This window comes from Bacillus sp. 204(2023) (genome assembly GCF_037027505.1).
GTDB classification, from domain to species: domain Bacteria; phylum Bacillota; class Bacilli; order Bacillales; family Bacillaceae; genus Bacillus; species Bacillus subtilis.
In genome coordinates this window covers 264,253-278,888 of record NZ_JAXCHE010000005.1, presented here as the reverse complement: position 1 = coordinate 278,888, position 14,636 = coordinate 264,253, and the positions used below count along the sequence as shown (strand labels likewise).

The window sequence follows — 14,636 nt, the reverse complement described above, 5'->3', positions numbered from 1 at the left end:
TTCATAATATTTCAAGCCGGTCTCCGTTTGTAATGCCGCAATCAGACAGCTTGCATTCTCCGGAAAACACCTTATCCTTGTTCACCACTCTGATCCAGTGCCCTTCGCGCGGAGGCATAGATACGCTTTGGGCCTGCCAAGCAATATCAATTACTTTTTTCACCGGGTGGTAATCTGACAATCTGAGATCAAAGACACTGCCGTTATAATGTTTCAAATCTATTGTAATATCAATATACATTTAGGATCACCCTTACATAGAAAGAGCGCCGTCTTCTTTTGAATCAGGCGCTCCTTCCCTTTCATACTGTTATCCGCGGATTTGATTTGCGATGTCTTGGTCAGTAGACTCAAGTGTATTTGCTGTTTGATCAAGCTGCTGATTCACATCTTGAAGCAAATCTGACATTTTGATAAATGAAGGTTTGAGCTGCTCGTATTGATCTGCGAACGCTTCGCTTGAAGCACCTTCCCACATGCTTTTCAAATCAGAGATCATTCGGTTTAAACGATCAACCTGATTTAATACTTCTTGGCTTTCAACGCCGTATTGCTTCGCCATCGCTCTTAGCTCTTCGGGTGTGACACGAATTAATCCTGCCATATTCCTCATTACCTCCTGTGCCATCAGCCTAAATATGGGCTAATTCACTTATTTTTAGAACGTCATTATTATAAAAACAGTTTTTCGGCATAGTCAAACAAATATGTTTTAATTTTACAAAATGAGTCCAATGGTTTACACCGAATCCCTTAAAAATGACATATAATGTAAAGTAAATAGGTTTATTTTCTTAATCTTCTCTTCATTCTCCGAATAATCCAAAAGACCCAAATAACTCTCCAACTCCCAAAAAAAACCTTTCAGAAAATTTGATGCTACAGCACCATTTCTGAAAGGTTCAGTTTTTTCTTTCCTTAATTAGTCTCGCCTCCGATGACTTTCTTAGAAGATTAATAGGATAAGCTGTCGTTATATGAGGCATACAACTGTCCTGCAAAAAGGCGATTACACCGCCAAATGTATATAGAACGTTTCTCTCATGAAATTGTTTTTTTGCTTCTGTTCTTTGTTGTTGATTTTCACAAACAACAACAATCATAATAAAAGGAAGGGGATGAGATGTCAAAGAGAAATCAAGCACGAAAAGTAGGGAGATTTATGACCATGCCGAATGATCCGTTTAAATATAGTTTTGACAGACTTGAAGATGTGGCTGATCATATCAGCGACGTTCTGCGGTGCCCGATCACCATAGAGGATGTTAACCACAAGCTGCTTGCCTACAGTACACACAGCGACTGCACAGACCCTGCCCGGACGTCTACCATTATTGGCAGAAGGGTACCGGAGAAGGTGATTAACAAGTTGTGGAAAGACGGGACAATTCCAGCTCTCTTAAAAACGGACCAGCCGATCAGAGTCAAGCAAATTGATGAAGTCGGGCTGAGCAATCGCGTCGCTATTTCGATTTGGAAAAACAAGCAAGTACTTGGCTTCATATGGGCGCTTGAGATCCAAAAAACATTGTCCGATGAAGATCTGCTGACATTGCAAATGGCAGCAAAAGCAGTGAAAAACAAACTTCTCAAACTTCAAATCAGAAAAACGAAAAATGAAGAACGCAGCCAAGAATTTTTCTGGAAAATGCTGACCGGACACATCCATCAGGAGGATGATATGGCGGATGGGTTCCATAAGCTTGGAATGGCCGCTCCTTCAGAGTTTTCAGTTATGATCATCCGCATAAATGGTGAGCTGACTGAAAAAATCGAACAGCAGCTGCAATATTTACAGGAAACGACCCAGCAGGTTTACGTGCTGCTGGCGACCGTAGATTCCAATGAACTTATTATATTAACCTCACCCAAAACAGATCATCCTTTTCAAGATTTAAAACAGTTTGCTTTAAGTACGCAAAAACAGCTGAAGGAGCGGTATAAAATAGAAGACGTTTCTATCGCTTTTGGCGGAATATACAACTCTATTTCTTTTGTCTCCCGCTCCTATCAGGAAGCATTGTCCGTCTTAAAAACGAAGGAACGGTTCACTGAAGAGACCAAACATCTTTTCAGCTTTTCTGAGTTAGGCATTTATCAATACTTAGATGTCTTATATGAAAAACGGAAACAAGCGGGCCATTATAATTACTCGCTTTCCAAACTGGAACAATATGACCGGGATCACCAGTCAAATCTGGTAGAGACGCTAGAGCGCTTTATTGAAGCGGACAGCAACGTGAATACCGCTTCCAAGCTGTTAAATATACACGTTAATACGTTGAATTACCGGCTCAAGCGGATCAGCCAGATCGCTGAAATTGATTTGAAAAATGTGAATCAAAAATTCACCATCTATTTAGATATCAAACTTCGGCACATGGATTTGTGAAATTTCACAAATCCATGTTTTTTTATTTTCTTAATCAAACAAAGAATTCTCCAAAATATCAAGCTACACTAAAAATATCACAGATACAGGAGGAGACAGATATGATCATAGGGGTTCCTAAAGAGATAAAAAACAATGAAAACCGTGTCGCATTAACACCCGGAGGCGTTTCTCAGCTCATTTCAAACGGCCACCGGGTGCTGGTTGAAACAGGCGCGGGCCTTGGAAGCGGATTTGAAAATGAAGCCTATGAGTCAGCAGGAGCGGAAATCATTGCTGATCCGAAACAGGTCTGGGACGCCGAAATGGTCATGAAGGTAAAAGAACCGCTGCCGGAAGAATATGTTTATTTCCGCAAAGGACTTGTGCTGTTTACGTACCTTCATTTAGCAGCTGAGCCTGAGCTTGCACAGGCCTTGAAGGATAAAGGAGTAACTGCCATCGCATATGAAACGGTCAGTGAAGGCCGGACATTGCCTCTTCTGACACCTATGTCTGAGGTTGCGGGCAGAATGGCGGCGCAAATCGGCGCTCAATTCTTAGAAAAGCCTAAAGGCGGAAAAGGCATTCTGCTTGCCGGGGTGCCGGGCGTTTCTCGCGGAAAAGTAACAATTATCGGAGGAGGCGTTGTCGGCACAAACGCGGCGAAAATGGCTGTCGGCCTCGGTGCAGATGTGACCATCATCGACTTAAACGCAGACCGCCTGCGCCAGCTTGATGACATCTTCGACCATCAGATTAAAACGCTAATTTCTAATCCGGTCAATATCGCAGATGCTGTGGCAGAAGCGGATCTTCTCATTTGCGCGGTATTAATTCCGGGTGCTAAAGCTCCGACTCTTGTGACTGAGGAAATGGTAAAACAAATGAAACCTGGTTCAGTCATTGTCGATGTTGCGATCGATCAAGGCGGCATTGTCGAAACTGTCGACCATATTACTACCCATGATCAGCCGACATATGAAAAACACGGTGTTCTCCACTATGCTGTAGCAAACATGCCGGGTGCTGTCCCTCGTACATCAACAATCGCCCTGACTAACGTTACTGTTCCATACGCACTGCAAATCGCGAACAAAGGGGCAGTAAAAGCGCTCGCAGACAATGCGGCACTGAGAGCGGGTTTAAACACCGCAAACGGACACGTGACCTATGAAGCTGTAGCAAGAGATCTAGGCTATGAGTATGTTCCTGCCGAGAAAGCTTTAGAGGATGAATCATCTGTGGCGGGTGCTTAATTCACAATGAGCTTGCAGAAAGATTTCTGCAGGCTTTTTTATTTTTTAAAAGGAAAAAAGAGACCATTTCACGAATTATGACTATGAAGTTGATCATAAAGGAGGATTCATATGGCTGTTCAGCAATATGGCGTGTTAAAAGGCATAGTCTTAGACATGAAGCGGGAAACAGATGATGACAGTCCTCATTTCCAAGTCAAAATGCTCGGTGAAGAGAATACGTATTACAGGTGCGCCATCAATGTGATGTCCAGTTCTGAGGAATCTGAAGTATTGTATTTGGCTGACGATCAGTTTGATTCGGGCTCGATTACCATCCTTCCGAACATGCCGTATGGATATACAAGGATCAATGAAGCAAATCGTGATATAGCGCTTGATTACGTGCGGGGCAATTTGTTTGACCCGCGGGAAATGAAGCCTTTGCCTCATGAAATCACGGGACCTGATAATGATTTAAATGATTTTATTGAAACCTATATGAAGAAAGCGCAAGATGAGAAAGCGCCGGTTTATATATTCGGTTCAAAATTTGGACCTGAACAGGCTGCAGATAAAATATTCGGTTTTACCCCGACCAACGGCATGCACAATATCCATATGAATCAAGGGAATGCAATGGATACCCGCTGGAAAAAAGACAACGGCTCTTGGCATGATGGGGGTATTCTGATTCAGTTTGCAGATCAGTGGGCCGCTGTGTTTTTAGCGTTTTTATCCCAATCTTGGTGTACCGATGAAAACGGAAACCCGGTCAGAGATTGTGATCATACCCAAACGTCTGCGTAAGATTAGAAAAAGAGACTGCGGCGAGCAGTCTCTTCGGAAGATTGTTGACAAAATCCTAAAGCGTTTTAAAAGCTTTAGGATTTTGTCATGTTTTCAGCGTGATTGAAAACCCTTGAACTCTAGGAAAGGTGAGCATTGGAGCGGAGCGAATGTTCTAATTCGTGAGCACCAACGCGCAGACTTGACAACGAATGCGAGGGTTTATCGACACGCTGAAGAGACTGCGGCGAGCAGTCTCTTTTTGATACGATTACACATTTTCAACAGTCTTTAGGCTGTTTGGCCTCATATCGCTCCAATGCGATTGGATATAGTCCAAACAAGCTTCACGCCCTTTTTGCTCATGAACGACTGTCCAGCCGCTCGGCACATCTATAAAACCGGGCCATAGGGAATATTGGCCTTCTTCATTGATCAGCACCAAATACGTGCCATCCGCATTTTCAAAAGGATTTGCCATTCTATTTCTCCTCCCTTATTTATTCAACTCTTCCAGTTTGACAGCGAGAACCTTGCCGATTTGAGCCAGAGGTTCCGGCTGACATAAATCTTTATGACGGCATTCGATGTCAATTTGTTCAATCTGTCCGTTAATATAAGGCTTCCACGAATCAGGTTCAATCGGATCAAACCATTCAGGAATGATTGTTGATCTGAAAAACAAAACATTTCCACGGAAGGTTTTCGGCTTATAGGAGCCTAAAATGCCGACAGAATTGACATACGTATTCTTCAAATTTAAAATGACCGTTTCATCCAAGCTCGCAAGCGCACTGCCGTCACTGCGAAGAATCTCAATCGCTGCTTCAAAATCTAGCGGTTTGTCCCCTAAGCTGTCCGGATCGTACCCGCCTAACGCCAGAAGGGCAATAAGCGCTTCCTCATCATCCGGCGCCTCTTTTATAGGAAGGAAGTGGTTTGGATAGGCATCCAGCATCACCAATAGGGAAACTTCTTCTCCTTGATTTTGCAGCTGGGTGGCCATCGCTTGAACGACATTCCCGCCCAGAGACCAGCCCAGCAGATGGTACGGGCCTTTCGGCTGAACCGTTCGGATTTGTTTAATGTAATCGGCAGCCATGTCATCAAGTGTTTTCGGAAGCTCCTCGCGGTGCCCGATTCCCCGTGCCTGCAAGCCGTAGATCGGATAATCCGTTCCTATATTCGTCATCAAACCGGCATAGCACCAGCTGAGTCCCCCTGCCGGATGAACACAGAATAAAGAAGACTTGTCTCCGCTCGTTCGGAGCGGCAGCAGAACGTCAAGAGCGCTTTGGCTTGATCCCATTTCAAGTCTTTCAGCGAGCCCGGCTACAGTAGGTGCTTCGAACAAGTTGCCGATGCTGAGTTCAACGCCGAGCGCTTCACGAATGCGGCTCATGAGCTGTACAGCAAGCAAGGAATGTCCGCCTAAATCAAAGAAACGGTCATCAATGCCGACACGCGGCAAGTGAAGCACCTCCATAAAGAGGTCACAGAGAATTTCTTCCTGCGGCGTTCTCGGTCCTCGCCCTGTCACTGCCGCTGCGAAATCCGGAGCGGGCAGTGCTTTACGATCAAGCTTTCCATTCGGTGTCAGCGGCAATTCTTTCATCGTCACAAAGGCAGCAGGCACCATGTAATCCGGCAGTCTCTCCGCAGCATATTTGCGCAGTTCCGCCGTATCAAATGTTTCTTCCGAAGGGATGACATAAGCTGCCAACCGTTTATCTCCCGGCTGATCCTCACGAACGATCACTGCCGCATCTTCAAGCTGCGGATGCTGAACGAGTGCGGCTTCAATTTCTCCCAATTCAATCCGGAATCCCCGAATTTTCACTTGATGGTCTGCACGGCCGACATAGTCGAGGGAACCGTCAGCGCGGAGGCGGGCCACATCCCCAGTGCGGTACATCCGGGTGCCTGGAGGACCGAACGGATCAGCTATGAAGCGTTCAGATGTTAAACCAGGCCGACCTAGATAACCTCGTGCTAACCCCGCTCCTGATACATACAGCTCTCCGGCAACACCCGGCGGGACCGGCTGCAGGCGTTCATCCAGCACGTATACACCAAGATCGGGAATGCCGCAGCCGATCAAGCTGTTTGCCCGTAAAGCTGCCATGCTTCGGTCTAATTCGATATAGCTCACATGCACCGTCGTTTCTGTAATACCATACATATTGATAAGCTGCGGTCTATTTTCAGGGTGGCGGTTATACCAATCCTCTAAACGGCTGAGTTCAAGCGCTTCTCCGCCAAAAATGACATAGCGCAGACTGAGTGCCTGTCCGAGATCCGGCTGTTCCCGTTCCGCCTGCATAAACTGATAGAAAGCAGACGGTGTCTGGTTCAGAACAGTCACCCCCTCTTTGACAAGCAGGCGCAAAAACGCTTCTGGCGATCTGCTGACGTGGTGAGGCACGATCACAAGACGTCCGCCATGCAGCAGAGGACCCCAGATCTCCCACACCGAAAAATCAAACGCATAGGAATGGAACATGGTCCAGATATCGTCTGAGCTGAAACGGAACCAGTGCTCGGTCGCTGCAAATAAACGTGTTACATTTTGGTGAGGAATCATCACACCTTTTGGAACACCTGTTGAGCCGGATGTATAAATGACATATGCCGTATTCAAAGGCGAAAGCGGCTGAGTCCTATCCTTATTTTTTGGATTCTCTGCAGGGTACGTGTTTAGTTTCTCTGCCAGCTCGGGATCATCCAGCACGATTTTCGGCACGTTTTCAACTGGCGGAATGTGATTTGCAGCTTTAGTGTTCGTCATGATAAACGCAGGCTGTGCATCTTTTAGCATAAAAGCAATTCGATCAGCCGGATAATCCGGATCAAGAGGGAGATAAGCTGCCCCGGCTTTTAGCACCGCCAATAGGCCGACAGCCATTTCCAACGATCGGGGCAGTGCCAATGCCACAAATTGCTCCGGCCCGACACCTTCACTAATCAGCATTCGGGCAAGCCGGTTTGCTCTTTCATTCAGCTCTGCATAGCTCAGTTCCTGATTTTCATATACAACGGCAATGGCATCAGGACGTAAAGCAGCCTGCTTCTCAAACTGCTCTGGCAAACATGCTTGCGGAATCTTTTCAGATACACTTTGCCAATCTGTCACCATGCTGCTGCGTTCCTCTGGCGCAAGAATATCCAGATTTCCGATTTGCTCGTCAGGATCAGACTCGGCAGCCTCCAACAGGCGCATCAATCGGTCAGCAAGAGCCTGAGCAGTTTCCCGCTTGAAAAGATCAGTGCTGTATTCAAGCAGCCCTTCCATCCCGTTTGGTGTCCCGTCAGCAAGGCGATCTTCACTGATTTCCAGCGTCAAATCAAACTTGGCAGAACCGACACTGTTGATTCGCAGGCTGCTCTCCATATCAGGAAGATGCAGTTCAGCGTCCGGTGTGTTTTGGAACGCAAGCATGATTTGGAATAAAGGATGCGTCGCACGCGAACGAGCCGGATTGAGCACCTCTACAAGTCTCTCAAACGGCAGATCCTGATTGTCATAGGCGGCCAGATTCACTTTCCGTACTCTGTCTAGAAGCTCACGAAAGCTTGGGTCACCGGACGTATCAGTTCTGAGCACCAATGTATTAATGAACAGCCCTACAAGATCGCCCAGCGCATCGTCATTCCGTCCCGCGATCGGACTGCCGATCGGAATGTCGGTGCCCGCCCCGAGCCTTGTCAATAAAGCGGCGAGACCGGATTGAAGCACCATAAACAGGCTCACCCTATTTGCGCGAGCCAGCTCCTGCAATCGCTTGTGAAACTCGGGCTCAATACGAAAATGAATCGTATCTCCATCATGACTCGGCTCAGCCGGACGTGAATAATCGGTTGGCAGTTCAAGCTGATCAGGCAGGTTTTTCAAGGTTTCTTTCCAGAAAGCAAGCTGACCGGCAATCAAGCTGTTTGGATTATCCTCGTTTCCAAGCAGTTCTTGCTGCCAATGCGCATAGTCTGCATACTGCACAGCAAGAGGCGCCCATTCGGGAGATCGTCCGTGGCAGCGAGCCACATAAGCCGTCCCAAGGTCTCGGGTCAGCGGTGTTAAGGACCAGCCGTCCCCGACAATATGATGGACGAGAAGAAGCAGCACGTACTCGTCAGGACCGATCACAAAAAGCTCAGCACGAAAAGCAGGTTCAGCTGCAAGATCAAAGCTGTAGCGTACAGCTTCGGCAAGCCGATCAGAAAGCTCCTTCTCAGCAATTTCAGTAACATGTAACTCAGGATGGGCTTGATCGGCATCTAAAATATGCTGATAGGATGTCCCCTGTGATTCAGGGAAGATCGTCCGAAGGCTTTCATGACGGCAGACGAGGTCATAAAGTGCCGCTTTCAGCAATCCTTGATCCAACTCACCTGACAAACGGACAGCAACCGGAATATTATAAGTAGGACTCGGTCCTTCCAGACAATGCAGGAACCATAGCCGGCGCTGGGCAAATGATAGCGGGATCTTTTCAGGCCGCTCAGCTCTCTGCAAAGCGGGACGTGCACTCTGCGCCAAATCAAGATGGGCAGCGAGTCCGGCTACTGTCGGTTCGTCAAAGAGCTTGGCGATACCAAGTTCGGCTCCCATTACCTCGCGAATGCGGCTCATCAGACGGGCTGCAAGAAGAGAATGGCCCCCAAGCTCGAAGAAACTGTCATCGATACCGACGCGTGCCAAACCGAGAACCTCTGCAAACAAGTCACACAATATCTCTTCCTGAGGAGTCCGCGGGGCCCGATCACTGACAGATGTGCTGAAGTCTGGTGCCGGCAGTGCTTTCCGGTCAAGCTTGCCATTAGGTGTTAATGGCAGCTCGTCCATCTCCACAAACGCCGCCGGTACCATATAATCAGGAAGACTAGCCCCCATATAACGACGAAGCTCTGCAGTATCAATAGCACCATCAGCGACTACATAAGCCGCCAATCGTTTGTCTCCCGGCTGATCTTCCCGTACGACAACCGAGGCCTGTTCAATGTGCGGATGATTGGCAAGCACAGCATCAATTTCTCCAAGTTCAATTCGGAATCCGCGAATTTTGATTTGATGATCCGCCCGCCCGATATAATCCAAAGACCCATCGGCACGCCAGCGGGCCTGGTCTCCGGTCCGATACATCCTAGTTCCCGGCGGTCCGTATGGATCTGCAACGAAGCGCTCCGCCGTTAAATCAGGGCGATGGAAATAACCTCTGGCCAAGCCGGTGCCTGCAATATAAAGCTCTCCGACAACGCCCGGCGGAACCGGCTGCAATCCATTATCAAGCACATACACCTGCGTGTTCCAAATCGGTTTCCCAATCGGAGGAACGCCCTTCAGCCCTTCTTCAAGAAAAGCTGCTGCAGACCAAATCGTTGTTTCAGTGGGACCGTATAAGTTCGTGACTGAACAATGAAGGTCTTGAAGCGCCTGCAAAAGACCGCTCGGCAGCGCCTCGCCTCCTACAAGCACTCTAAGCCCCCGAAGTTTCTCAGATTCACTCGTTACCAAAGCGTGCCACAGTGTCGGTGTCGCCTGCATGATGTTAATATCGAAATTTTCAATCATTTGAGCTAATGCCTGCGGCTCACGGATCGTTTCTTTCTTTGCGATCACGATTTGCGCTCCGCTAATCAGCGGAAGATATAACTCCAATGCTGAAATATCAAAAGCGACAGTCGTCACAGCCAACAGCCTGTCTTCTTCTCCTAGAGAAAATGCCTCCTGCATGGACAGCAGAAAATTGCTTAAGCTTTTCTGTGTCACAACGACTCCCTTCGGTCTTCCTGTTGATCCTGAGGTATAGATGATATACGCAGGATGGTCAAGAGAAACCGATACATCCGGATTTTCCGGCGAATAGCGTTTTATAATCTCCTGTGTAACAGCCTGATCAAGCACAAGCTCCGGTACAGCCAGGTTATCAGGCAGACTGGCTGCTATTTCCTCAGTCGTTATGATGCATGAAGGTTTCGCATCCTCCAGCATGTAAGAAATGCGGTCGGCTGGAAACTCCGGATCAAGGGGGAGATACGCCGCACCAGTCTTGAGCACACCAAGCATTGAGGCCACCATCTCAGGGGAACGCGGCAGCGCCAAAGCGACAAATTGCTCCGGACCAATCCCTTTTTCGATCAACAGACGCGCGAGGCGGTTTGCCTCTTCATTGAGCTTATGATAGTTGACTTGAATGTCATCACACATGAGAGCGATACGTTCTGGCGTAAGAACTGCCTGCTTTTCGAACATGTCCTGAAGGCTGACCAGCTTCTCGGATTTTGCCGTCTCATTCCATTTAGAAATGACTTTTTCTTTCTCCTCTGGCAACAGAAGCTCCATTTGCCCAATCAGCATGTCCTCTCCGGCAGAAGCCGTTTGCAGCAGCTGCAGGATACGCTGCTGATGAAGCTTAATATCAGACTCACTGTATACCTCAGGATTCGCATCAACATCAATTCGCAGCCCGCTGCCGTCTGTTCTGTCATATACATTGATTGATAGATCATCAACAGGACCGGCTGAAAGATTATGCGTTGTGCCTCGGGCGCCGGCAAAGTCGAGACCGTAATCAAACGGCATAAGATTGATTTGAGGGCCAAATAATCGATGATTTTCTCCTATCAATTTCAGATCGCGCCGAAGCTCTTCATGGCGATACTTATGATGTCGCCGAATACTGCGGATTTCCCGGGAAATTTGCTGAATCAGTTCAGAAAAGCTCATCGAAGAGCTTACCGTCAGCCGGAGCGGGAGAAGGTTCATCACCATAGCCGGTACATTCAGTGACGCGGACCCTATCCGACCCATCATGGGCAGGCCGAGCACAACATCCTCAGAGCCGGTCATACGGTGCACATAAACAGCTGACACCGCAATCATGACTTCATGCCAGCTTCCTGAGAAATAGCGCGCCGCTTCTTTTAACGCGTTTACATCAGACGGAGGCAGATATGCCGTATGACGAAGAAAACTGTTAGATGTTCTTGGCGCCCGATCAGCCAAGCTCACAACTTCAGGTGCATCTGCAAAACGGTCCAGCCAGAATTGACGATCCTTCTCATACTGCTCTGATCCGCGATAATCTGTATCCTCCTCCAAAATGGCCTGGAGAGACCCAAAGGAACGGCCTTTAGCTGCTTGTCCTTTTATAAGCGCAGTATATGTACTTGCCACACGCTGGGCTATCAGGGAAAAACCGAAGCCGTCGATCGCTATATGATGAATGCGCTGATACCAAAAGAAACGATCAGGCCCGGCAATAAACAGAGCTTCATTGAACAAAGGGTCATACCCTAAATTAACCGGCTTTGCTAAATCAGCTTTCATCCAGTTTAATGATGTTTTTTCCGGATCAGGCTCAGAGCTGACGTCAATGACGTGCAGCTGTACATCCGGAGACGGGTTTATCATCTGCCAAGGCCCGTCCATATTTTCACCGAAGCGGACATGCAGCGATTCCGCTTCCTTGATCACGTGTCGCAAAGCTTCTTCAAAAAGAGCAATATTGATTGGTCCATTGATTTCTATATATTCCGCTGTATTGTAGATTGGATTGTCCGGATCAAGCTGCTGAGCAAACCATATGCCAGTTTGCGCCCCGGTCAAAGAATATTGAAGATCTTTTGTATCAGGCATCCGTTTGTTTACCCTCCTTTTATAAATAATCCGCGTTTGGCAGCACTTGCTGGCTGCGGGTTGTGAGCAATTTCTGCCATTCTTCGATCGTTGGGCGTTCAGCCAATTCTACGAAAGTCACCTCTGCCCCTTCACGGCGCCATTGTTCCACCAATGTCATGATCCTTACCGAATCAAGACCACGATCGAGCAAATCCTCTTGATCTGTGATGTCTTCCGGTGTTTCTTGTAGGAGCTCAGCAATTTGTTTACGGATATTCTCACATGTAAACACGTTCTTTTTGCCAGTGTTTGCTGACGTTTTTTGAACGTCTGCCGGCGCATTCTGCAGCTGATCAAGAAGACTGTCAGTCATCACGGTAAACGCACAGCGTCCAGCCGCATAGTCCAGCGCCATTTGATGTTTTTCTAATGAAAAATCAGCAACTGCATCTCCCACAAAAAAGGCTTTAATATCCTCCATAAATGCTTCACATGCTGTAACAAGACAGCCGATATGGGCGTAAATTCCTGTAATGATCAGCTGATCGCGTCCCTCTTTGCGCATCATTTCAAGCAGATTCGTTCTCTTAAACGCGCTGTATCTCCATTTTGTCAGCACAAGATCATCATCCTCTGGTGCCAGCTCGGTTATAATTTTCTCCTCATAAGGACCGCTGTTTAATCCCGGGCCCCAAAAGTCTGTCAGCAGCGCACGGTCATCCGGATTTTGGCTTCCCGGCTGTGCGGTATAAACAACAGGAATCCCAAGCTGAACACATTGATTCTTCAGCTTTCGTATATTCGCTGAAAGCTCTGTTACCGGAGACGCTCCCGCTGTGAAAGCATCGACAAAATAGTTTTGCATATCGTGAATTAACAAGACAGCCCGATTCGGATCAGGCACCCATGATACTTTGTTTTGCGGCATATCAGATGCTGTCGGCATTTGATACGGCTGAATGGCAGGTATAGCCATTTGAACACTTCCTCTCAAATTGTTGTTTTATTTTTTTGATCCTGCAAGAAGCTTCTCAGAAATGGCTTCACGGAGCGCTTTTTTGCTGACTTTTCCTACTCCTGTCTGCGGGAAGGATTCGACAAATTCAACTCGATCAGGGATTTTATATGCCGCCAGTCCGCGCTCTCTCAAAAATGCTTTAAGCTCTGCGGCTTTTGGGGCTTCATCCCGGGGAATAATGAACACACAAGATCTCTCGCCAAGAAATTGATCAGGCATGGAGACCATTGCCGCATCATGGACAGCCGGATGCGCCAGCAGATGATTTTCCACCTCTTCAGCCGCAACCTTTTCTCCTCCACGGTTAATTTGATCCTTCGCCCGGCCTTCAACGACAATATAGCCGTCTCGTGTCAGCCTGACGATATCACCCGTACGGTAAAAACCGTCCTCAGTAAATGAAGCGGCGTTATGCTCTTCTGCCTTATAGTAACCTCGAATTGTATACGGTCCCCGCGTCAGCAGATGGCCTGTTTCACCAGGTTTTACGTCGCGATCATGATCATCCCAAACACGCACTTCATCATATGGGGACATCGGTTTTCCTTGGGTGTTGACAATGATCTCCTCAGGATCATCCAATCTCGTATAATTGACGAGACCCTCTGCCATTCCGAACACCTGCTGCAGCGTGCAGCCGAAAACAGCTTTTACTCTGCGAGCGGCTTCAGCACTAAACTTGGCACCGCCGACCTGCAGCACTTGAAGGCTGGATAAATCATCACGGCGTGAGGATGCCGCATCCATCCATACCATCGCAAGAGGCGGAACAAGAGCGGTTATCGTGACCTTTTCCCGTTCAATTAAAGGAAATGCGTCATCTGGACTTGGAGAAGGAGATAATACCACTCTTCCTCCAGCGTATAATACGCCGAGAACGCCAGGCGAGCTCAGCGGATAATTGTGTGCCATCGGCAGCGCGGCCAAGTACACCGTGCTGTGGTCGAGCCAGCAGACCTCCACACTCCGCTTCAGGCTGTATATGTAGTCATCGTGGGTCCTCGGAATCAGTTTCGATAGCCCGGTGCTCCCGCCAGAAAGCTGGAGGAACGCCACATCCGAAGATTTGACTTCAGGCAGTTTTACAGGTTCTGTATGCAAATCCTCCAGCGGCAAAAATTCCTCTGCCTCACCTGCGACAATGACGTGTTTCAAAGTCGGCAGCTTGCTTTGAACTTGTCTGGCAAGCGTACGGTAGTCAAAACCGGAATAAGCGTCGGGAATGATATATGCAGCCGCTTCAGCAAACTCGCAAAAATATGTAATTTCACTGCTTCGATGAGAAGGCAGTGCGAAGACTGGAAGCGCCCCCAGACGGAATAGCGCGAAAATAACTTCAAAAAACTCTTTGATATTTGGCAGCTGCACTACGACACGATCCATCTGTTGAATGCCGAGCTTCTGAAATCCGGCAGCCAGACGATCAGCCCTTGTGTCAAGCTCTTGATAGCTCCAATGGGTGTTCCCGCATGTAATCGCAATGCGGTCGCCATATTTGGCTGCCCGGTCTCTTAACAAATCTCCAAACGTCTCGCCGGCCCAGCAGCCATTCTTTCGATAGGTCTCAGCTAACTCATCAGGCCAAGGCGTAAATCCTTTCAGCAT

Annotated in this window: 9 protein-coding genes; 3 read left to right on the top strand and 6 right to left on the bottom strand. The window is 47.9% G+C overall.

What is annotated here, in order from left to right:
- Nucleotide 1 precedes the first annotated feature (1 nt).
- Both yukD and WA279_RS12905 read right to left on the bottom strand, forming a co-directional pair.
- Nucleotides 2-241: an ESX secretion system protein YukD gene (yukD, locus tag WA279_RS12910; protein WP_003228763.1), complete on the bottom strand. Its 240-nt coding sequence runs from the start codon at nucleotides 239-241 to the stop codon at nucleotides 2-4.
- Nucleotides 242-310: 69 nt separating this feature from the next.
- Complete coding sequence (locus WA279_RS12905; protein ID WP_003220661.1) at nucleotides 311-604, bottom strand: WXG100 family type VII secretion target; 294 nt, start codon at nucleotides 602-604, stop codon at nucleotides 311-313.
- 519 nt (nucleotides 605-1,123) lie between these two features.
- Here WA279_RS12905 and adeR point away from each other — a divergent pair.
- From adeR to WA279_RS12890, 3 genes are all read left to right on the top strand, one after another.
- Nucleotides 1,124-2,392, top strand: coding sequence for a sporulation transcriptional activator AdeR (gene adeR, locus WA279_RS12900; protein ID WP_051673220.1), 1,269 nt, complete (start codon nucleotides 1,124-1,126; stop codon nucleotides 2,390-2,392).
- A 101-nt stretch (nucleotides 2,393-2,493) separates the two neighbouring features.
- The gene (gene ald, locus WA279_RS12895) at nucleotides 2,494-3,630 is read left to right on the top strand and encodes an alanine dehydrogenase (RefSeq protein WP_336155545.1); all 1,137 of its coding nucleotides are present in this window, start codon (nucleotides 2,494-2,496) and stop codon (nucleotides 3,628-3,630) included.
- Nucleotides 3,631-3,741: 111 nt separating this feature from the next.
- A complete protein-coding gene (locus tag WA279_RS12890) occupies nucleotides 3,742-4,419 on the top strand; it encodes a YukJ family protein (protein WP_015714634.1) in 678 nt (225 codons plus the stop codon).
- A 250-nt stretch (nucleotides 4,420-4,669) separates the two neighbouring features.
- On the opposite strand, the gene WA279_RS12885 is transcribed toward WA279_RS12890, so the two are convergent.
- The 4 genes from WA279_RS12885 to WA279_RS12870 are packed head-to-tail and all read right to left on the bottom strand — an operon-like array spanning nucleotide 4,670 to nucleotide 14,636.
- The gene (locus WA279_RS12885; protein WP_003228753.1) at nucleotides 4,670-4,879 is read right to left on the bottom strand and encodes an MbtH family protein; all 210 of its coding nucleotides are present in this window, start codon (nucleotides 4,877-4,879) and stop codon (nucleotides 4,670-4,672) included.
- A 15-nt stretch (nucleotides 4,880-4,894) separates the two neighbouring features.
- Nucleotides 4,895-12,031 carry a non-ribosomal peptide synthetase DhbF gene (gene dhbF / locus WA279_RS12880; RefSeq protein WP_336155544.1) on the bottom strand — a complete coding sequence of 2,379 codons (7,137 nt, stop codon included), beginning with the start codon at nucleotides 12,029-12,031 and terminating at the stop codon, nucleotides 4,895-4,897.
- A gap of 19 nt (nucleotides 12,032-12,050) precedes the next feature.
- Nucleotides 12,051-12,989, bottom strand: a complete 939-nt coding sequence (locus WA279_RS12875; RefSeq protein WP_029318480.1) for an isochorismatase — start codon at nucleotides 12,987-12,989, stop codon at nucleotides 12,051-12,053.
- Nucleotides 12,990-13,016: 27 nt separating this feature from the next.
- Nucleotides 13,017-14,636 carry a (2,3-dihydroxybenzoyl)adenylate synthase gene (locus WA279_RS12870; RefSeq protein WP_021480515.1) on the bottom strand — a complete coding sequence of 540 codons (1,620 nt, stop codon included), beginning with the start codon at nucleotides 14,634-14,636 and terminating at the stop codon, nucleotides 13,017-13,019.

Bases quoted from the DNA above. Each gene is read 5' to 3' on its own strand.
- adeR (WP_051673220.1), top strand. From the start codon at position 1,124: ATGTCAAAGAGAAATCAAGCACGAAAAGTAGGGAGATTTATGACCATG.
- WA279_RS12890 (WP_015714634.1), top strand. From the start codon at position 3,742: ATGGCTGTTCAGCAATATGGCGTGTTAAAAGGCATAGTCTTAGACATG.
- WA279_RS12870 (WP_021480515.1), bottom strand. From the start codon at position 14,636: ATGCTGAAAGGATTTACGCCTTGGCCTGATGAGTTAGCTGAGACCTAT.
- WA279_RS12885 (WP_003228753.1), bottom strand. From the start codon at position 4,879: ATGGCAAATCCTTTTGAAAATGCGGATGGCACGTATTTGGTGCTGATC.
- dhbF (WP_336155544.1), bottom strand. From the start codon at position 12,031: ATGCCTGATACAAAAGATCTTCAATATTCTTTGACCGGGGCGCAAACT.
- WA279_RS12905 (WP_003220661.1), bottom strand. From the start codon at position 604: ATGGCAGGATTAATTCGTGTCACACCCGAAGAGCTAAGAGCGATGGCG.
- ald (WP_336155545.1), top strand. From the start codon at position 2,494: ATGATCATAGGGGTTCCTAAAGAGATAAAAAACAATGAAAACCGTGTC.
- yukD (WP_003228763.1), bottom strand. From the start codon at position 241: ATGTATATTGATATTACAATAGATTTGAAACATTATAACGGCAGTGTC.
- WA279_RS12875 (WP_029318480.1), bottom strand. From the start codon at position 12,989: ATGGCTATACCTGCCATTCAGCCGTATCAAATGCCGACAGCATCTGAT.